Raw genomic sequence first — 17,901 nt, forward strand, 5'->3', positions numbered from 1 at the left:
TCGACTCGCTGCGCTCGCTCAACGACCGGGGGTGTGATCCCCCGGTCGTCGAGCGAGGAGCGCAGCGACGAGTCGAAACGCCCGCGGCGGTTACTTCGTGATCGGAGCGAACCGGAGCTTGAACGACGCGTCGAGCGTCACTCCCTTCACGTCCGCACCGGTGACCGCGACCTGGGCGCCCTGCAGCAGCGGGACGGTGGACAGATCCTTCGCGACGAGCTCCTGGATCTTCTCGATGTCGGACGTGCGCGTGGCGGCATCCGGCTCCACGGCCTGCTTGAGGATCAGGTCGTTGACCTCCTGGTTGACGTAGTGGTTGCCCAGGAAGTTCTTCTCGAGGAAGAACGGCGTCAGGTAGTTGTCGGCGTCGGAGTAGTCCGGGAACCAGCCCAGCTGGTAGGCGGGGTAGACGTCGGCGGTGCGGTCCTTGGAGTACTGCACCCACTCGGTCGACTGCAGGTTGACCGTGAAGAGACCGTCCTTCTCGAGCTGCTGCTTGACCAGCGCGTACTCGTCACCCGAGGAGGGGCCGTAGTGGTCCGGGCTGTACTGCAGGCTCAGGGTGACGGGCGTCGTGATGCCGGCCGCGGCGAGCGTCGCCTTCGCCTTGTCGGCGTCCGGACCACCGTTGCCGTCGCCGTACAGGCCCTTCAGCGCATCCGTCGCACCCGCGAAGCCGGCCGGGACGTAGGAGTACAGCGGGGTGTACGTGCCCTTGTAGACCTGCTCCGAGATGGTCTCGCGGTCGATGAGGTCGGCCACCGCCTGGCGGACGGCGAGCGCCTTGGCCGGGTCGGCCTCGGCGGTCGTGGCGCCGAACGGCTGCGTGTTGAAGTTGAACACGATGTAGCGGATCTCGCCGCCGGGGCCCTCGACGACCTTGACCTTGTCGTTGCCCGACAGGTCGGACACGTCGGTGGCCGACAGGCTGCGGTAGGCCACGTCGACGTCACCCTGCTGCACGGCGAGCTTCAGGTTCGACGACTCGGCGAAGTAGCTCAGGATGACGCCCGAGTTGGTCGCGGCGGGCAGCAGTCCCTTGTAGTTGGCGTTCGGGGTGAACTCGACGGTCTTGTTGAAGTCCCACTTCGTGATCGAGTAGGGCCCGCCGAAGGCATCGGCCGAGACGATGTCCTGGTCGGGCGTGATCGCGTCGGCCGAGAACACCTCCTCGTCGACGATCGCGCCGGGGAACGAGGTGAGGATGAAGGGGAAGACCTGGTCGTTGTCGGTCTTGAGCTTGAAGACCACCGTCGTGGCGTCGGGGGTCTCGACGCTGTCGAGGTTGTAGAGCAGGCTCGACGCCCCGTTCGGGTCGGCGATCTTCAGGTTGCGGTCGAAGGAGAACTTCACGTCCGAGGAGGTGAGGTCGTGGCCGTTGGCCCACTTCAGACCGGCCGGCAGCGTGACGGTGTACTCGTTGGGGGCGGTGAACTCGGCCGACTCCGCGAGGTCGGGCACGACCTCGGTCGAGTTGTAGTCCGTGTTCACGAGATACGGGAAGACCTGCGTCTGCACGGCGAGCGAGCCGTTGTCGTACGAGCCGGCCGGGTCGAGGGTGGTCACCTTGTCGGTGGTGCCGACGATGACGGGGCCTCCGGCGGCGCCGTCGGTCGAGCCACCGGTCGAGCCGCCGCCGGCGCAGCCGGCGAGCAGGAGCGCGGAGACGGCGAGTGCCCCGGCGGCCAGGCCGATGCGGCCTCGACCAGTCCCCGGGGAAGTGAAGTGCAGTGCCATATGAACTACCTCTGCTGTGTGTCGGTCGACCCCGCCGGGGAGGCGGAGTCCAGACCGCTATCTTGACCCCGGCATCCGGAATTCACCCCGTCATCGCGTTTTTTGTAACGAGAATGAAACCCGGGACCAGCGATCGTGGATCGCCGTTCCGTCACGAGGCGCCGCGGTCGCCGTCCGTCCCGGTGAGCAGCCCGTCGGCGCGCGCGACCCGCGCGATCTCGACCTTCGTGTGCACCGGGCGACCCACCGCCGCGTACTTCGCCTTGACGCGATTGAGGTACTTGCGGGCGGTGTCCTCCCGCACGCCGATGCGTTCGGCGACCTCGCCGATCGTGTGGCCGGCGCCGTAGAGCACGACGAGCCGCTCCTCCTGGGGACTCAGCGCGGGCCGCACGGGCAGCGCCGCGAGAACCGCGCGTGCGCGGGGGGACCAGGCGCGTGCGCGGCGGCGCACGGCGTCGATGACGGCGAGCACGACCCGCTCAGATTCGAGGGAGGACACGATGCCGTCCACCCCGGCATCCCTCAGCACGCACATCGTGCGATCGCCCGCGCCCGGCACCAGGGCGACCACGCGCAGCCCGGCGGCACGACAGGCGGCGAGCGCTTCGAGTTCCGGTCCGTCGGCCAGCGACGCCGAGACGAGCAGGATCATCTGAGCCCGTGCCGCCCGATCGGTGCCCCGCAGCCGCATCGCGAGGTCGTGCAGCGACGCCGACTCGTCCACGACGCTCATGCCGAGACGCCGCGTCAGCAGCTCGCGAGCACGCCCGCGGCGCGCGCTCGACGCATCGACGATGGCGGCGCGCCGCAGCGCTCCCCCTCCCGGCTGGACCATCCCGACTCCTCTCCTCCCGTAAGTGAGAGTCCGAAACCACCGATCTGTGACGCGGTTCGGCGAGATTCCTGCCGTGACGAATGTCATGGCGCGGTCGTGACGCCCGTGTGCGGCACGTCGCACCGGGCCGCGGCAGAGTCGGAGACATGGATCAGAACGAGGGAGTGCTCGCGGTGGATGCCGCGGGCCTGCGCAAGAGCTTCGGCAGCGTCCGAGCGGTGGAGAGCGTCGATCTGCGGGTGCGCCCGGGTGAGATCGTCGCCTTCCTGGGCCCGAACGGCGCGGGAAAGACGACGACGATCGACATGCTGCTGGGGCTCTCCGACCCCGACGGCGGCGCGGTGCGGGTGTTCGGTGAGAGCCCGCGGGCGGCGATCTCGCACGGACTGGTGTCGGCGGTGCTGCAGACCGGCGGCCTGCTGAAGGACATCACGGTGCGCGAGACGCTCGCTCTCACGGCGAGCCTGTTCGCCGACACGCGTCCGATCGAGGAGGTCATGCAGCGTGCGGGCATCAGTGAGCTCGGGAGTCGACGGGTCGGCCTGTGCTCAGGCGGCCAGCAGCAGCGGCTGCGCTTCGCCATGGCGCTGCTCAGCGACCCCGGACTGCTGATCCTCGACGAGCCGACCACCGGCATGGACGTCGAGGGGCGTCGCGCGTTCTGGAGCGCGATCCGCTCCGACGCCGCCCGCGGCCGCACGGTGCTGTTCGCGACCCACTACCTCGACGAGGCCGACGAGTACGCCGACCGCATCGTGCTCATGAGCCGCGGCCGCATCGTGGCCGACGGCTCCACCGCCGAGATCAAGAACCTCGTGTCGGGACGCATCGTGCGTGCCACCCTGCCGGGCGCCGACCCGGCGCGCCTCGCCGCCCTTCCCGCCGTCGACGACGTCGAGTTCGCCGGCGACCGCATCAGCATCCACACGAAGGACTCGGATGCCGTCGCCCGCCACCTCCTCACCGAGACCGCGGCCCGCGACATCGAGATCACGTCCCAGAACCTCGAGAGCGTCTTCCTCGCGCTCACCTCCGAAGGAGCCCCCGCATGAGCACCGCATCCACCGCGCCGACCGCACTGTCGACCGATCGCGTCACCCTCGACCGGCGGGTGCCGCCGCTCGGCGGCTTCAACCTGACCTATCTGGGCATCGAGCTGAAGCGCCGCCTGCGCAATCGCCGGACGCTCTTCTTCACGATCGCGTTCCCCGTCGTGATGTACGTCATCATCGGCCTGCGGCTGCGCGACGAACAGCTGACGGCGACGCCCGTCGCCGACGGCGGTGTCTCCGTCGCGGCCTACATCATGGTGTCGATGGCGATGTACGGCGCCATGATGTCGGCCACGCAGACGGGCGCCGCCGTCGCGCTCGAGCGCACGCAGGGGTGGAGCCGCCAGCTGCGCCTCACCCCGCTGAACCCGCTCGTCAACATCATCATCAAGATGATCGCGGGCATGGTGCTGGGGCTGCTCGCCGTGGTTGCGACCTATGCCGCCGGCGCGATCAGCGGCATCCAGCTCAGCGCCGGACAGTGGATCGGCACGGGCCTGGTGGGCTGGGTGCTCGCGAGCGCCGTGTTCACGACGCTCGGCCTCTTCGTCGGCTACCTCATGCCGAGCGAGAACGCCGCCCAGGTGACGAGCCTCATCGTCGTCTTCCTGTCGTTCCTCGGAGGCCTGTTCTACCCGCTGAGCAGCATGCCCGACTTCATGCAGACGATCGCGAAGTTCACACCGGTGTACGGCATCGGAGAGCTCGCCCGCTCGCCTCTGACCGGGGAGAGCTTCGACGCGATGTGGCTCATCAACGCCTTGGTGTGGCTGGTCGTGTTCGTCGCGGGGACGACCTGGGCGTTCCGGCGCGACACGAAGCGCGTGTGAGAGGCGCGCCCTACAGTGAAGTCCGTGAGCGCGACGCGAGACGATCTCGACGGGACCGGGTGGGAGGTTCCCCCGGTCCCCGCCTCGTCGGCCGCACCGACGCCCCGTGAGGTCCTGACCGCCCGCGCCGCCCGCGGCTGGTACGTCGGTGCGTCGATCTCGCTCATCTGGTTGTTCATCGTGGCCACCGAGGCCGTCGCGGCGGCCGACACGGCGGTGTCGAGCGCCGTCGTGATCGCCCTGCTGGTGTGCTTCGCGGCATCCTTCCTGATCGCCGTCCCCGTCTCGCGCCTTCTGCCCCTGCGCCTTCGGCTGCTTCCGGCGGCCTGGCTGTTCGTGCTCTCCTTCAGCCTGTTCCCCTGGATCGGGTGGGACGTCCGCGGCGTCTGGAGCTACGTGGGCGTCGCGATCGGAATGGCCGTGGTCCGGCTGCGCACGACCTGGCTGCTGCTGCTCGCGCTCGGAGCGGCATCCCTGGTCGTCGGGGTGATCTCCGACGGCTGGACCGAGGGCGTGCTGTTCCTGCCCGCGATCATCGTCTCGGTCTCCGCGATGATGGCCGCGTTCGGACGCAACATCGCGGCCATGAACGCCCTCCGCGCGACCCGCGACCAGATGGCGGAGATGGCCGTGGAACGCGAACGCAGCCGCGTCGCGCGCGACCTGCACGACATCCTCGGCCACTCGCTCACGGTCATCACGGTGAAGTCCGAGCTCGCCGGACGCTTGATCGAGGTCGATCCGGCACGGGCACGGGGGGAGATCGGCGAAGTCGAGGCCCTCGCCCGCGGGGCTCTCGCCGATGTGCGCACCACCGTCGCCGGCTACCGCGGGGTCAGCGTCGCCGGCGAGCTCGCCGCTGCGCGGGCGGCGCTGGATGCCGCGGGCATCGCGGCCGAGCTGCCCACCGCCACCGAGAACGTCCCCGCCGAGCGCCGCGAACTGGCCGGCTGGATCGTGCGCGAAGGTGTGACCAACGTGATCCGCCATGCGCAGGCGTCGCGGTGCCGCGTGCGCCTGAGCGCGCGCAGCGTCAGCATCGAGGACGACGGGGTGGGCCCGGCACCCGCAGCGACCGCCGCCGGCACCGGGCTGATCGGCCTGCGCGAACGGGTGGAGGCCGCCGGCGGACGCCTCACGCTCGGACGCAGCGACCTCGGCGGGTTCCTCCTGCGGGTGACGCTGTGATCCGGCTGCTCATCGCCGATGACCAGGCGCTCGTGCGCGGCGCGCTCTCCGCCCTGCTCGGGCTCGAGCCCGACATCGAGGTGGTCGCCGAGGTGGGGCGCGGCGACGAGGTGGTGGATGCCGCGGTGCGCTCGGCCGCCGACGTCGCGCTGCTGGACATCGAGATGCCCGGGATGGACGGGATCGCGGCGGCATCCGCGCTGCGCAGCGCACGACCCGCGTGCCGGACGCTCATCGTGACCACCTTCGGGCGACCGGGGTACCTGACGCGCGCGATGCGGGCGGGAGCGGCCGGCTTCGTGGTCAAGGACACACCGGCCGCACAGCTCGCCGACGCCGTGCGCCGCGTGTCGCAAGGGCTGCGGGTGGTCGACCCGGCCCTCGCCGCCGACTCGCTCGCGCAGGGGGAGTCGCCGCTCACGGGCCGAGAGACCGACGTGCTCTCCGTCGCGCGTACCGGCGGCTCGATCGCCGACATCGCGCAGATGCTGCACTTGAGCGAGGGCACCGTCCGCAATCACCTCTCCAGCGCGATCGGCAAGACGGAGGCCCGCAACCGCGCCGATGCCGTGCGGATCGCCGACGAGAACGGCTGGCTCTAGCCGCGCAGCGAACGGATCATCGCGGCGAGCAGGCGTAGCGCCTCATCGCGGTCGTCCGCGTCGAGACCGTCCAGCATGCGATCCTCCACCGAGCGCACGGCGGTGCTGGCGGCGGCCAGCGCGGTGCGGCCGCGATCGGTGATCGTCGCGGGGAGCACCTTGCCGCTGACGGGGGTGTCGGGCCGCGAGATCTCACCGTCGCGCTCGAGCTTCTGCAGCAGCACGTTCATGGTCTGGCGGGTGACGAAGGTGCCGCGGGCCAGATCAGAGTTCGACAGGCCGGGGCGCTGTGCCAGCAGCTCGAGGCACGCGTAGTGGGTGACGTTCATCCCGAGCGGTCGCAGAACGTCCTCCATCGCGGCCCGGAGGGCGCTGGCTGCCTCTTTGAGGCGATAGCCGACGGAAGTCGGCAGATCGATGGCGGGAAGGCGTTGACTCATGTCAGTATCCTGACATACAGTTGCATGTCAGATAACTGACACACGAGAGGACGATCCCATGCCCGTCACCGGCCCCGACTTCATTTCCCTGCAGGTTCGCGACCTCGCCGCATCCCAGGCGTTCTACGAGAGCTTCCTCGGCCTCGTGCGCTCACCGGCCGGACCCCCGCACGCCGTCGTGTTCACGACGACGCCGATCGCGTTCGCCGTGCGGGACATCGTCGATGACGCCGTCCGGGATGCCGCCACCCCGCCGGGGGCGGGCATCGCGCTCTGGCTGCACGCCACCGAGGTGCAGGACATCCACGACGCCCTGGCCGCCGCCGGCCACGAGATCGTCGCGGCGCCGATCGACGGCCCGTTCGGCCGCACCTTCACGTTCGTCGACCCCGACGGTTACCGCATCACGCTGCACGACCGCGCCTGACCGGCGAGGCCGCGGGGATGCCGCCGTCAGCGCAGTCCGAAGTGGTCGAGCTCGGCGTCGTCCAGCATCCGCGAGCGGATGAGGAATCGCATCCCCGTCGGACCCTCGACGCTGAAGCCGGCCCCGCGGCCCGGGACGACGTCGATCGTGAGGTGCGTGTACTTCCAGTACGCGAACTGCGCCTCGGACATGAACACCTCGATCGGATCGTCCAGTCCCACGTCGAGGTCGCCGAGCCTGATGTCCGACGGCCCCGTCAGGAACATGCCGACGGGGTAGCACATCGGTGCACTGCCGTCGCAGCATCCGCCGGACTGGTGGAACATGAGCTTCCCGTGCTGCGCCGTCAGCCGGCGCAGCAGTGCCGCCGCGGCATCCGTGACCGCGACGCGACTGACAGTGGTGGTCATCGCTCGACCTTTCCCTCCGGAGATGATCCGGCGCCCGAGACGCGCGTGCGTCCCGTGCGCCGGATCGTCTTCGGCGACGCGGCTCAGAAGAAGCCCATCGCTCCTTCGGCGTAGGACACCAGCAGGTTCTTGGTCTGCTGGTAGTGATCGAGCATCTTGAGGTGGTTCTCGCGACCGATGCCCGACTGCTTGTACCCGCCGAACGCGGCGTGCGCCGGGTACTGGTGGTAGGTGTTCGTCCAGACGCGACCCGCCTCGATGCTGCGCCCGGCGCGGTACATCGTGTCGGCCGAGCGGCTCCACACCCCCGCGCCGAGGCCGTAGAGGGTGTCGTTGGCGGTGTGGATGGCGTCGTCGAACCCGTCGAAGCTGGTCACCGAGACGACGGGGCCGAAGATCTCCTCCTGGAAGATGCGCATGCTGTTCTGGCCCTCGAACACCGTCGGCGCCACGTAGTAGCCTCCGCTGAGCTCACCGCCGAGGTCCACCCGCTCGCCGCCGGCGAGGAGCTTCGCGCCCTCCGCCTTGCCGATCTCGATGTAGCTGAGGATCTTCTCGAGCTGGTCGTTGGAGGCCTGCGCGCCGATCATGGTGGCCGGATCCAGCGGGTTTCCCTGGATGATCTTGCCGACGCGCTCCAGGCCGTCGCCGAGGAACTGGTCGTAGATCGAGCGCTGGATGAGCGCGCGCGACGGGCACGTGCACACCTCGCCCTGGTTGAGCGCGAAGAACGTGAAGCCCTCCAGCGCCTTGTCGTAGTAGGCGTCCTTCTGCCGCGCGACGTCCTCGAAGAAGATGTTCGCGCTCTTGCCGCCGAGCTCCAGGGTGACCGGGATGAGGTTCTGCGACGCGTACTGCATGATGAGCCGGCCCGTGGTGGTCTCGCCCGTGAAGGCGACCTTGCGGATGCGCTTGTGCTGCGCGAGCGGTGCGCCCGCCTCGATGCCGAAACCGTTGACGATGTTCACGACGCCCGCCGGCAGCAGGTCGCCGATGATGTCGAAGAGGAACAGGATGGATGCCGGGGTCTGCTCGGCCGGCTTGAGGACGACGCAGTTGCCGGCGGCGAGCGCGGGGGCGAGCTTCCACGTGGCCATCAGCAGCGGGAAGTTCCACGGGATGATCTGGCCCACCACACCCAGCGGCTCGTGGAAGTGGTACGCGACGGTGTCCTCGTCGATCTGGCTGAGCGTACCCTCCTGGGCGCGTAGGACGCCGGCGAAGTAGCGGAAGTGGTCGATCGCCAGCGGGATGTCGGCGGCCAGCGTCTCGCGCACCGGCTTGCCGTTCTCCCACGTCTCGGCGACGGCGATCTTCTCGAGGTTCGCCTCGATGCGGTCGGCGATCTTGTTGAGGATGTTCGCGCGGTCGGCGGGCGTCGTCTTCTTCCACGACTCGAACGCCTTCCACGCGACGTCGACGGCGCGGTCGATGTCTTCCGCGGTGCCGCGCCCGACCTCGGTGAACGGCTTGCCGGTGACCGGCGTGATGTTCTCGAAGTACTGGCCCTTGATCGGCTCGACGAACTCGCCGCCGATGTAGTGCCCGTACCGCGGACGGTACTCAGCGATCGCGCCGCGCTGGCCCGGAGCGGCGTAGACGCTCGAGACGCCCTCTTCGACGATGGTCATGATGTCTCCTTCGACAGTGCATGGTCCGCGGCATCCCTCGCCGCGTTCGGATGCGCTGACGCTACGCACCGCAACGTTGCATCGCGTTGCGCCGCGGCCTGCGCCGCCGCATCCGTCGCGGCCTGCGCCGCGGCATCCGTCGCGAGACGCACCTTGCGCATCGAGAAACCGCTGCGCGGGGTGTTTCTCGCTGTGCGAGTGGTTTCTCGCGGCGGCGGGGGCGGCGGGCGGCGGCGGGCGGGGCGGATGCCGGGGGTCAGTCGTGGGCGAGGGCGGCGAGCCAGCGGCGGGAGGCGTCGCGCAGGGCGTCGGCGTCGCCCGCGGGCAGGAGCGCGACCAGACGGTGCTCGTTGGCGAGGTGCGCCGTGAACGCGCGGTCGATGAGATCGACGCCCTCGGGGGTGAGGCGCACGAGGCGCCGACGGCGGTCGTCGTCGGCATCCGTGCGGACGACGAGGCCGCGGTCGATCAGGCGGTCGACGCGCTTGGTGAGCCCGCCGGTGGTGACCATCGTGTGGTCGGCCAGTTCGCCCGCCGGCAGCTCGTACGGCGCACCGGCGCGGCGAAGGGATGCCAGGAGGTCGAACTCCGCCTCGCTCAGTCCGAACTGCGCGTAGACGGCGGTCAGCTCCGCCGTCAGCGCCGCGGCCAGACGATGGAGGCGGCCGATCACACCCTGCGGCGACGGATCGAGATCGGGGCGTTCGCGGCGCCACTGCTCCTGGACGAGGTCGACGTGATCCTGCACGCCGTCGACTTTACCTTCCGCGGAAGCTATATTCTCTTCCATGGAAGATAAAAGGATGCGATGGGTTCTCGTGACGGCGATCGCCCCCGTCGCCTGGGGGAGCACCTACTTCGTGACGCGTCATCTGCTGCCGCCCGACGCGGCGCTGTGGGGCGCCGTGATCCGGTGCCTGCCGGCCGGGGTGCTGGTGCTCCTGGTCACCCGGCGACTGCCGCGCGGGGCGTGGTGGTGGCGGTCGGTCGTGCTCGGCGCGCTCACGGTCGGCGGGCTGAACGTCCTCGTCTACGTCGCCGCGCAGCGCCTGGCGACGAGCCTCGCGGCCACGATCATGTCGACCTCGGCCGCCGCGCTGATCGTGCTGAGTTGGATCGTCCTCGGCCAGCGCCCCGCCCTGCGCGCCGCCGCCGGAGCGGTGCTCGGCATCCTCGGCGTCGTCGTCATGCTGCAGCCGGGCGGCGGCGAGGCCGACGGCTGGGGCATCGCGGCATCCGTGCTGGCCATGCTCTCCTCGTCGCTGGGATTCGTCCTCACGCGCCGCTGGGGTGCCGACATCCCGCCGCTGACGATGACGGCGTGGCAACTCATCGCCGGCTCCCTCGTCGTCGCGCCCCTCGCGATCGCGGTCGAGGGCGCACCGCCCGCCCTGGACGGGCCGGCGCTGCTCGGGTTCGCGTACGTCATCCTCGTGGCCACGGCGATCGCCTACGCGGCGTGGTTCACGGGCCTCGCCCGTCTTCCCGGTGCGGTCGTCGGGGTGATCGGACTGCTCAACCCCGTCACCGGCGTGCTGCTCGGCGTGTGGCTCGCGCACGAACCCTTCGGACCCGCGCAGATGGTCGGCCTCGCGCTCGTCGTGGTGGGGGTGCTCGCCGGCACGCTGACGCGACCACGAACGGCCGGGATCGAGCCCGCGGAACCCGCGGGACCCGCCGGACCCGCCTCACCCGGCCCCGCCTCACCCGCCGCCGCGGAGCTCAGAGCCGGGAATCCACCGCGCGGGTGAGAGCGACGAAACGGCCGTGGTCGCGCAGGTCGTCCAGCAGCACGGCGCGACCGTCCGGTCCCGCGAGCGGGATCTGCCAGTTGGGGTACTCGCGGTCGGTCCCGGGCTGGTTCTGCGCCCGGCGCTCGCCGACGGCATCCACCAGCGCCACCCCGAGCAGCTGCGAAGGGGATGCCGTGATCAGCGCGTTCAGGGCCTCGATCACCTCCGCCTCCGACGGGTCGGCGCCCAGCAGCCCGCGGTCGCGCAGCAGCGCCAGCATGGTCGCCCGCTCGGCATCCGCGTCGGCCAGCTCGTCCTCGACCGGACGCGTCAGCAGACCGAGCCGCGCGCGGAGGGCGACGTGCTCGTCGGCCAGATACCCCGCGGTCGGGGGCAGGTCGTGCGTGTTCACGGTGGCCAGCAGCGAGCGGCGGTACTGCTCCGGCGGACGGAAGCCGTCGCCCTCGCGCTCGAACCACAGCACCGAGGTGCCCAGCACGCCGCGCGCCGCCAGGTACTCGCGCACCCACGGCTCGACGTTGCCGAGATCCTCGCCGATGAGCACCGCTCCGGCGCGGTGGGCCTCGAGCAGCAGCACGCCGATCATCGCCTCGTGGTCGTAGCGGACGTACGTGCCGGCGGCGGGACTCAGCCCTTCGGGGATCCACCACAGGCGGAACAGCCCGATCACGTGGTCGATGCGCAGGGCGCCGGCGTGGCGCAGCAGCGTGCGGATCATGTCGCGCAGCGGGGCGTACCCGGCCTCGGCGAGCGCGCGCGGCAGCCACGGCGGCTGGTTCCAGGTCTGGCCCTGCTGGTTGTACATGTCCGGCGGCGCGCCGACCGCCATGCCGGTGGCGTACATCTCCCGCAGCGACCACGCATCCGACCCCTGGGGGTGCACGCCGACGGCGAGGTCGTGCATGACACCGATCGCCATGCCCGCCGCCGTCGCCGCGGCCTGCGCGTCGGCGACCTGCTGGTCGGCGATCCACTGCAGCCACACGTGGAACGCGACGCGGTCGGCCAGGCGCGTGCGCAGCTCGGCGACCAGCGGGGAGCGGATGTCGTCGACCTCGACGGGCCGCTCGCGACCGAGGTAGTGCTCCTCGAGCGCGCACCACAGGGCGAAGTCCTGCAGCGGCTGCCCCTCGCGCGCGGCGAACGCATCGAGCTCGGCGCGGCGCGACGGCGTCAGCGGCACCGCGAAGATCGCGTCGAGGCCGAGCCGTTTGGCTGCCCAGACCGCGTCGCGATCGATGCGGTCCGCGTCGTCGTCCATCGCCGCGACGGGACCGCGGGCGGCCTCGACGACGGCGCGCTCGGTGGGCGTCAGGTAAGCGACCTCCCGGATGTCCTCGGGGCGCACGTACAGCGGCGCCAGGAAGCGGCGGGTCGCGGGGCGGTACGGCGACGGTTCGATCGGACTGGTCACCTCGGCCGCGTGCACGGGGTTGATCAGCAGGAAGTCGGCGCCGCGCTCGCCCGCGATCGCGGCGAGATCGGCGAGGTCGGCGAAGTCGCCGAGGCCCCACGATGCCCGTGAGCGGACGGAGTACAGCTGCGCCATGAGGCCCCAGCCGCGTGTACGCCCGGGACGGGCGGGCGGGTCGCCGAGGCGATCGGGCGTGATCACGAACGGGGCGGATGCCGTGCGGTCGGCGTCGGCGCCGCCGAACGGGCGCTGCTCCGCGCGCACGGTGTGCCACCCCAGCGGCAGGTCGTCGGGCACCGGAATCTCGACCCGCCACCGCAGGATGCCGTCCACCAGACGCGCGGCCGGCCGCTGCTCGGGGATCGTGAGCACGCGCACCGCCCCGTCCTCGAAAGCCACCGTCACGGTCACGTCGTGCCCGTCGAAGACGTGCAGCCACAGCACGCCGACCCCGGCGCGCGTCACGAACGAGGCGGGCAGCAGCTCGCGCCACACCCGCTCCTCCTCGGCGATGAGGGATGCCGTGACCGCGGCATCCGACGAGGCGTCGACGCGCATGGCCGCGAGCACCGCGCGGAGGGTGGATGCCGGGACCTGCACCCGGTCGCCGAAGAACGACCAGTACTCGGTCGCGATGCCGTGCACGGCGGCGAGCCGCACGAGGTCGGGGGTGGGCGCGTCGTCGGTCATGTCGATCCTCCCTCGGCGCCGGTGACGGCGTCTGCGCCCATCCTGGCATCCTCGCCGGGGGAGCATGCACAGCTCCGCCTCCGTGGGCCGTTGTGGGTGTGAGGACCGCGGAAACAGCAGCTCCGGCGGAGTTGTGCACGCCGGGGCGGGGCTCACGCCTCGAGCTTCTCGATCCGTGCGACGAGCCCGGCGCGGCGGGGAGAGCGGGCCGGCAGCATCTCGAGGGCCAGACGCAGGACCTCGACGTCCTCGGCGCCGTCGTCGGTGTCGGCGTACGCGAGCAGGACATCCACGGACGCCTCCGTCATCAGGGCGTCGCGCAGCGCCAGCCGCACCGAGTCGCGGAACTCCTCCACCCCGGGCGCGACCGAGTCGGGAAGCACCCGCCCGCGATAGGCGGCGAGCGCCACCCGGTGGGCGCCCCGGCCGAGCAGCGCGACGACCTGATGCGCATCGGTGTGCAGCTCCGCGGTGAGGCGGTAGGGCCGGGATGCCGGGACCAGCTGCGGCGCAACCCGCTCCAGCACCTTGCGCAGCCGGACGAGTTCCGGCCTCAGCGTCCCCTCCGCGGCATCCTCGCCGTAGACGAGCTGCCCGAGGCGCTCGGCCGACAACCCCTCGCGGTGCACCGCGAGCATGAGGAGGATCTCGGCGTGCCGCGCCGACAGCTCGGTCACCGTCGCACTGTCGGGGCCGGCGACATCGAGGAGCGCCTTGTCCCGCCCGAGGACGCGGAGCATCGTCGTCGCCGCCCGCGGAGCCGGTGCCGCGCGGCGGATGCGGCTCGGTGCGGGAGCCTGAGCCCGCGCTCTCAGCCGCCCGACGAGGAGTTCGGCTTCCACCGCGCGGGCGGTCGCGTCGACGAGGAGCTGCGCCTGCGGCGTGGCGGCATCGCTGTCGCCGGTGACGTCGATCACCCCGAGCACGCGGCGCGTCTCGGGGTCGTAGACGGGCGCGGCCGTGCAGGACCACGGCTGGACGAGCCGGTTGTAGTGCTCGGCTCCGTGGATCTGCACCGATCGCCCGAGCGCGAGCGCCGTGCCGGGTGCGGAGGTGCCGACCGCCTCCTCCGACCAGTTCGCGCCGGCCACGAAGCCCATGTCGCCGGTGAGCGACCGCACACGCCGGTCTCCCTCGACCCACAGGAGTCGTCCCACGGCGTCGCCCACGGCGACGACGACGCCCGAGTCGCTGTCCTCGCCGCCGGGCAGCAGCAGGGAGCGGATCATGTCCATAGCGGCGGCGAGCGGGTGCGCCCGCCGGTAGGCCTCGAGCTCGTCGTCACCCAGATCGAGCGGGGGCAGCCCTTCGGCCCCCACCAGGTGCGCCAGCGACCGGCGCCAGGAATCCTGCACCAGCGGGCGGATCTGACCCAGCCGCGGATCGCCGACGTTGCCACCCACGAGCTCCTCGTGCGCGCGCTCGATGAGCAGACGCGACGTCTCGGGCGAGACCTCGCGGCGCGATGACCACGGCGAGGGCACGGCGACTCCGTTCACCAATGAGGAGGTGTCGTCAGTCTAAGTCGCGAACCGCCAAGATTCGGCCGAGCCGCCAAGATTCGGCCGGCCCGCCGGATAGCGGCTCGGCCGGGCAGTGGCGGCTCGGCGATCGCGGCGCGGCGCGGGGGCGGGCGCGGGGCGGGTCAGCGGGCGGACCACCAGGCGCGCAGGCGCTGCTCGGCGGCATCCGCGCCGATCGGACCCTCGTCCAGGCGCACCTCCAGCAGGAAGCGGTACGCCTCCCCGACCTCGCGTCCGGGCGGGATGCCGAGGATCTCCTGGATCCGGTTGCCGTCGAGCTCGGGGCGGATGGCGGCGAGCTCCTCCTGCGAGGCGAGCTCGTCGATGCGCCACTCGATGTCGTCGTACGCGCGGCGCAGGCGCGTCGCCTTCTTCGCGTTGCGCGTGGTGACGTCGGCACGGGTGAGGATGTGGAGCCGCTCGAGCTGATCACCGGCATCCCGCACGTAGCGCCGCACCGCGGAGTCGGTCCACGCGCCCTCGGCGTAGCCGAAGAAGCGCAGGTGCTGCTCGATGAGCTGCGTGACCGCGGCGATGGTGTCGCCGTCGAAGCGCAGCGCCTGCAGGCGCTTGCGGGCCAGACGCGCACCCTTGACGTCGTGGTGGTGGAAGCTCACGCCGCCGCCCGGCTCGAGCTTGCGCGTCGCGGGCTTACCGATGTCGTGCAGCAGTGCGGCCAGGCGCAGCGTCGTGTCGGGCGCCGCCCCCGGATGCCGGGCGTGCTCCAGCTCGATGGCCTGGCGCAGCACCGTGAGCGAGTGCTCGTAGACGTCCTTGTGGTGGTGGTGCTCGTCGACCTCGAGCCGCAGCGCCGGCACCTCGGGCAGAATCTCGCCCATGAGCCCGGTCTCGACGAGGATCCGGATGCCGCGCACCGGGTCGTCCGTCGCGAGCAGCTTCACCAGCTCGGCCTGCACCCGCTCGGGGCTGACGATCTCGATCGTCGCCCGCAGGCGCTCCATCGCGTCCAGCGTCGCCGGGGCGACGTCGAACTCGAGCTGGCTGGCGAAGCGGGCGGCCCGCAGCATGCGCAGCGGGTCGTCGCCGAAGCTGACGTCGGGGTCGCCCGGCGTGCGCAGCACGCCTGCGAGCAGGTCCTCGACACCCCCGGTCGGGTCGACGAGCGCCGGCACGGGCAGGCGCAGCGCCATGGCGCCCACGGTGAAGTCGCGGCGGGCGAGGTCGTCCTCCAGGCGGTCTCCGAAGGCGACCGTGGGCTTGCGCGTGACCCCGTCGTAGCTGTCGGCGCGGTACGTCGTGATCTCGACCTGCTCGGACGTCCCGCTCGGGCCGGTGATCTTCGCACCGATGGTGCCGAACGCGCGCCCGATGTCCCACGTCGCGGTCGCCAGCGGCTTCACGATGCGGAGGATGTCGTCGGGGCGCGCGTTCGTCGTGAGATCGAGGTCGTGGGTGGGGCGGCCGAGCAGCGCGTCGCGCACCGGACCGCCGACGATCGCCAGCTCGAACCCCGCCTGGGCGAACGCCGCACCGAGGGAGGCCATGATCGGAGAAGTCGCGAGCGACCCCAGCCGGTCGAGGCCTTCGGCCATGTTGAGCATGGTCTCCAGACTACCGGCGCGCCTTCCGTCGCCCCCGCCCGCGACCGTCGTGCGACCCCTCACGCCAGCCGCAGCATCCCGGTGAAGACGAGCTCGCGCACGCGCGGCAGCAGGTCGGCGCGGAGGGCGCCGGCATCCACCTCGAGCAGCTCGGCGATCGCGTCGGAGAGCTGTCCGACGGTGAGCTCGCCGTCGGAGGCCCCGACGAGGGCGGCGAGGGCGGGGTCTACCTCGACGGTGCGGGCGAGCCCGCCGCCCTGGCGCAGCTCGATCACGCTCGGGGCCTCGGCGCCCGGCAGATGATGACGGGCCTCGGTGACGTCGCCGGCCACCACGGTGTGCGCACGGGCCAGGGCGTCGTCGTCGAGCAGTTCCAGTGCGTCGAAGGCCTGCAGCGCAGCGGACAGGTGCCGGCCGAGCCCTCCCGAGGTCTCCGGCAGGGCGTGGGTGATGCGTTCGTAGCGCGCCAGCGCGGCGACCCCGGATGCCGGTCGTCGCAGCAGGATGTAGCCGAACCCGATCGCCTCCACGCCGCGCGCGGCGAAGTCGTCCAGCCACGCATCGACGAGGGCCGCGTAGCCGGGGGTGCCGGGGGCGGTGCCGCCGTCGCGGACCCACAGTTCCGCGTACGCGAGGGGGTCGAGTCGCTCCCGCTCGATCACCCAGGCCTCGAGGGGCACGGGCGAGGCGGCCACCCAGGCGCGGACGCGCTCGAGGCCGTCGCCGCCGTCGCGATACTCCCAGTTGCCCAGCAGCTGCGCCGTCCCCTGCGGAGCGAGCACCTCGCCCACCCCTCGGACGAACGCCGCGACGAGGTCGTCCCCCGCGAACCCCGCGTCGCGGTACTCGTACTCGGGAACGCCGGCGACGCGCGGGGTGATGACGAACGGCGGGTTCGACACGACGCGGTCGAACCGTTCGCCCGCGACGGGGTCGAAGAGGCTGCCGTGTCGGGTCTCGATCCCCCCGACGCCGTTCAGGAGCGCGTTGAGCGTCGTGAACGCCAGTGCCCGGGGCGACACGTCCGTCGCGACGAGGACGGCATCACTGTCGGCATCGGCATCGGCATCCGCGGAGGCATCCGCGGACGCCGCCAGGGCGCGGTGCGCCCGCAGCGCCTGGATGCCGCAGCCCGTGCCGACGTCGAGCACCCGTCGCGCGGGCGTCGCGAGCTGCAAGCCGGCGAGGGTGAGGGAGGCGCCGCCGACACCCAGCACGTGGCCGGTCGGCAGTGGTCCGCCCAGCGCCGCCTCGTCGAGATCGCTCGCGATCCACCAGTGCCCGGCGCCGTCCGCGTCGGCGAAGCCCTGCGGTCGCACGAGCGCGAGCGGTGTCACCTCGGCATCGTCGATGCGGGCCAGACCGAGCGTCGCGAGTCCGCCGGCGCCGAGGTGGGGCAGCGCGCGGTCGACGGCGTCCCGCGCCGTGCGGACGCCGAGGAACAGCAGCCGCGCCAACGTCGCCGATGCGTCGTCCCGTGTTCCCAGGGCGGCGAGCGCGGGTCCGTGCAGGCCGTGCCCGACGGCGTCGTCGGCGAGAGGGCCCCACCCGGTCCGCACGGCGTCTGCGGTGTAGCCGGCGGCCGCCAGATCGCGGCGGAGGTCGGCCACGAGGGCGGGATCGGGGTTCAGGGGATGGTCCACAGCATCCCATCCTCACGCACGCGGGGACGTGCCGGCGGTGCGGGACCGACGGGACCGACGGATGCCGCCGCGCGCGGATACCGGCGCCCGCGGCCCGTCACGGGTCGCGCACAGGGCGGGGACCCTAGAATCTGACCTGATCGTGCGGTCAGGGATCGCA

Annotated in this window: 16 protein-coding genes; 6 read left to right on the plus strand and 10 right to left on the minus strand. The window is 71.7% G+C overall.

Annotation, left to right across the window (positions count from 1 at the left end):
* Nucleotides 1-90: 90 nt before the first annotated feature.
* Nucleotides 91-1,737 (minus strand): ABC transporter substrate-binding protein, encoded by a 1,647-nt coding sequence (locus L0965_RS06575; protein WP_101305178.1) that lies wholly within the window; start codon nt 1,735-1,737, stop codon nt 91-93.
* Between the two features lie 151 nt (nt 1,738-1,888).
* Nucleotides 1,889-2,575 (minus strand): response regulator transcription factor, encoded by a 687-nt coding sequence (locus tag L0965_RS06580; RefSeq protein WP_060960808.1) that lies wholly within the window; start codon nt 2,573-2,575, stop codon nt 1,889-1,891.
* Nucleotides 2,576-2,721: 146 nt separating this feature from the next.
* Between L0965_RS06580 and L0965_RS06585 the strand changes: the two genes are divergently transcribed.
* Genes L0965_RS06585 through L0965_RS06600 form a run of 4 tightly spaced genes read left to right on the plus strand, consistent with a single transcriptional unit; the run spans nt 2,722 to nt 6,247 of the window.
* On the plus strand, nt 2,722-3,627 hold the full coding sequence (locus L0965_RS06585) for an ABC transporter ATP-binding protein (protein WP_101305177.1): 906 nt from the start codon (nt 2,722-2,724) through the stop codon (nt 3,625-3,627).
* Entirely contained in the window at nt 3,624-4,457 is an 834-nt protein-coding gene (locus L0965_RS06590; protein WP_101305176.1) for an ABC transporter permease, read from the plus strand. Before L0965_RS06585 ends, L0965_RS06590 begins: the two co-directional genes overlap by 4 nt.
* 24 nt (nt 4,458-4,481) lie before the next feature.
* Nucleotides 4,482-5,645: a sensor histidine kinase gene (locus L0965_RS16735; protein WP_232783954.1), complete on the plus strand. Its 1,164-nt coding sequence runs from the start codon at nt 4,482-4,484 to the stop codon at nt 5,643-5,645.
* A complete protein-coding gene (locus L0965_RS06600) occupies nt 5,642-6,247 on the plus strand; it encodes a response regulator (protein WP_101305174.1) in 606 nt (201 codons plus the stop codon). Before L0965_RS16735 ends, L0965_RS06600 begins: the two co-directional genes overlap by 4 nt.
* On the opposite strand, the gene L0965_RS06605 is transcribed toward L0965_RS06600, so the two are convergent.
* Nucleotides 6,244-6,687 (minus strand): MarR family winged helix-turn-helix transcriptional regulator, encoded by a 444-nt coding sequence (locus tag L0965_RS06605; RefSeq protein WP_060960813.1) that lies wholly within the window; start codon nt 6,685-6,687, stop codon nt 6,244-6,246. The two genes, L0965_RS06600 and L0965_RS06605, sit on opposite strands and share 4 nt — an antisense overlap.
* A 58-nt stretch (nt 6,688-6,745) precedes the next feature.
* Here L0965_RS06605 and L0965_RS06610 point away from each other — a divergent pair, with 58 nt between their 5' ends.
* Nucleotides 6,746-7,114 carry a VOC family protein gene (locus L0965_RS06610; RefSeq protein ID WP_101305173.1) on the plus strand — a complete coding sequence of 123 codons (369 nt, stop codon included), beginning with the start codon at nt 6,746-6,748 and terminating at the stop codon, nt 7,112-7,114.
* A gap of 26 nt (nt 7,115-7,140) precedes the next feature.
* On the opposite strand, the gene L0965_RS06615 is transcribed toward L0965_RS06610, so the two are convergent.
* The 3 genes from L0965_RS06615 to L0965_RS06625 all read right to left on the minus strand — a co-directional run bounded on the left by L0965_RS06615 (nt 7,141) and on the right by L0965_RS06625 (nt 9,903).
* On the minus strand, nt 7,141-7,524 hold the full coding sequence (locus L0965_RS06615) for a DUF779 domain-containing protein (protein ID WP_060960814.1): 384 nt from the start codon (nt 7,522-7,524) through the stop codon (nt 7,141-7,143).
* An 83-nt stretch (nt 7,525-7,607) separates the two neighbouring features.
* On the minus strand, nt 7,608-9,155 hold the full coding sequence (locus tag L0965_RS06620) for an aldehyde dehydrogenase family protein (RefSeq protein WP_060960815.1): 1,548 nt from the start codon (nt 9,153-9,155) through the stop codon (nt 7,608-7,610).
* Nucleotides 9,156-9,411: 256 nt separating this feature from the next.
* Nucleotides 9,412-9,903 (minus strand): MarR family winged helix-turn-helix transcriptional regulator, encoded by a 492-nt coding sequence (locus L0965_RS06625; RefSeq protein WP_061782369.1) that lies wholly within the window; start codon nt 9,901-9,903, stop codon nt 9,412-9,414.
* A gap of 55 nt (nt 9,904-9,958) precedes the next feature.
* Between L0965_RS06625 and L0965_RS06630 the strand changes: the two genes are divergently transcribed.
* Nucleotides 9,959-10,906, plus strand: a complete 948-nt coding sequence (locus L0965_RS06630; protein WP_232783953.1) for a DMT family transporter — start codon at nt 9,959-9,961, stop codon at nt 10,904-10,906.
* Here L0965_RS06630 and malQ read toward each other — a convergent pair.
* The 4 genes from malQ to L0965_RS06650 form a co-directional block, all read right to left on the minus strand.
* Nucleotides 10,878-13,013 (minus strand): 4-alpha-glucanotransferase, encoded by a 2,136-nt coding sequence (gene malQ / locus L0965_RS06635; protein ID WP_101305172.1) that lies wholly within the window; start codon nt 13,011-13,013, stop codon nt 10,878-10,880. The genes L0965_RS06630 and malQ overlap by 29 nt on opposite strands.
* 152 nt (nt 13,014-13,165) lie before the next feature.
* Nucleotides 13,166-14,497: a GAF domain-containing protein gene (locus L0965_RS06640; RefSeq protein ID WP_060960847.1), complete on the minus strand. Its 1,332-nt coding sequence runs from the start codon at nt 14,495-14,497 to the stop codon at nt 13,166-13,168.
* A gap of 161 nt (nt 14,498-14,658) precedes the next feature.
* On the minus strand, nt 14,659-16,098 hold the full coding sequence (locus L0965_RS06645) for a CCA tRNA nucleotidyltransferase (RefSeq protein WP_101305171.1): 1,440 nt from the start codon (nt 16,096-16,098) through the stop codon (nt 14,659-14,661).
* 59 nt (nt 16,099-16,157) lie between these two features.
* A complete protein-coding gene (locus L0965_RS06650) occupies nt 16,158-17,741 on the minus strand; it encodes a methyltransferase (RefSeq protein WP_101305170.1) in 1,584 nt (527 codons plus the stop codon).
* Between the last annotated feature and the right edge of the window lie 160 nt (nt 17,742-17,901).

The organism is Microbacterium sp. NFH-22A-Y, from assembly GCF_021401375.1.
Classification (GTDB): Bacteria; Actinomycetota; Actinomycetes; order Actinomycetales; family Microbacteriaceae; genus Microbacterium; species Microbacterium hominis.

Bases quoted from the DNA above. Each gene is read 5' to 3' on its own strand.
- L0965_RS06610 (WP_101305173.1), top strand. From the start codon at position 6,746: ATGCCCGTCACCGGCCCCGACTTCATTTCCCTGCAGGTTCGCGACCTC.
- L0965_RS06615 (WP_060960814.1), bottom strand. From the start codon at position 7,524: ATGACCACCACTGTCAGTCGCGTCGCGGTCACGGATGCCGCGGCGGCA.
- L0965_RS06645 (WP_101305171.1), bottom strand. From the start codon at position 16,098: ATGCTCAACATGGCCGAAGGCCTCGACCGGCTGGGGTCGCTCGCGACT.
- L0965_RS06630 (WP_232783953.1), top strand. From the start codon at position 9,959: ATGCGATGGGTTCTCGTGACGGCGATCGCCCCCGTCGCCTGGGGGAGC.
- L0965_RS06575 (WP_101305178.1), bottom strand. From the start codon at position 1,737: ATGGCACTGCACTTCACTTCCCCGGGGACTGGTCGAGGCCGCATCGGC.
- L0965_RS06590 (WP_101305176.1), top strand. From the start codon at position 3,624: ATGAGCACCGCATCCACCGCGCCGACCGCACTGTCGACCGATCGCGTC.
- L0965_RS06580 (WP_060960808.1), bottom strand. From the start codon at position 2,575: ATGGTCCAGCCGGGAGGGGGAGCGCTGCGGCGCGCCGCCATCGTCGAT.
- malQ (WP_101305172.1), bottom strand. From the start codon at position 13,013: ATGACCGACGACGCGCCCACCCCCGACCTCGTGCGGCTCGCCGCCGTG.
- L0965_RS06620 (WP_060960815.1), bottom strand. From the start codon at position 9,155: ATGACCATCGTCGAAGAGGGCGTCTCGAGCGTCTACGCCGCTCCGGGC.
- L0965_RS06605 (WP_060960813.1), bottom strand. From the start codon at position 6,687: ATGAGTCAACGCCTTCCCGCCATCGATCTGCCGACTTCCGTCGGCTAT.
- L0965_RS06585 (WP_101305177.1), top strand. From the start codon at position 2,722: ATGGATCAGAACGAGGGAGTGCTCGCGGTGGATGCCGCGGGCCTGCGC.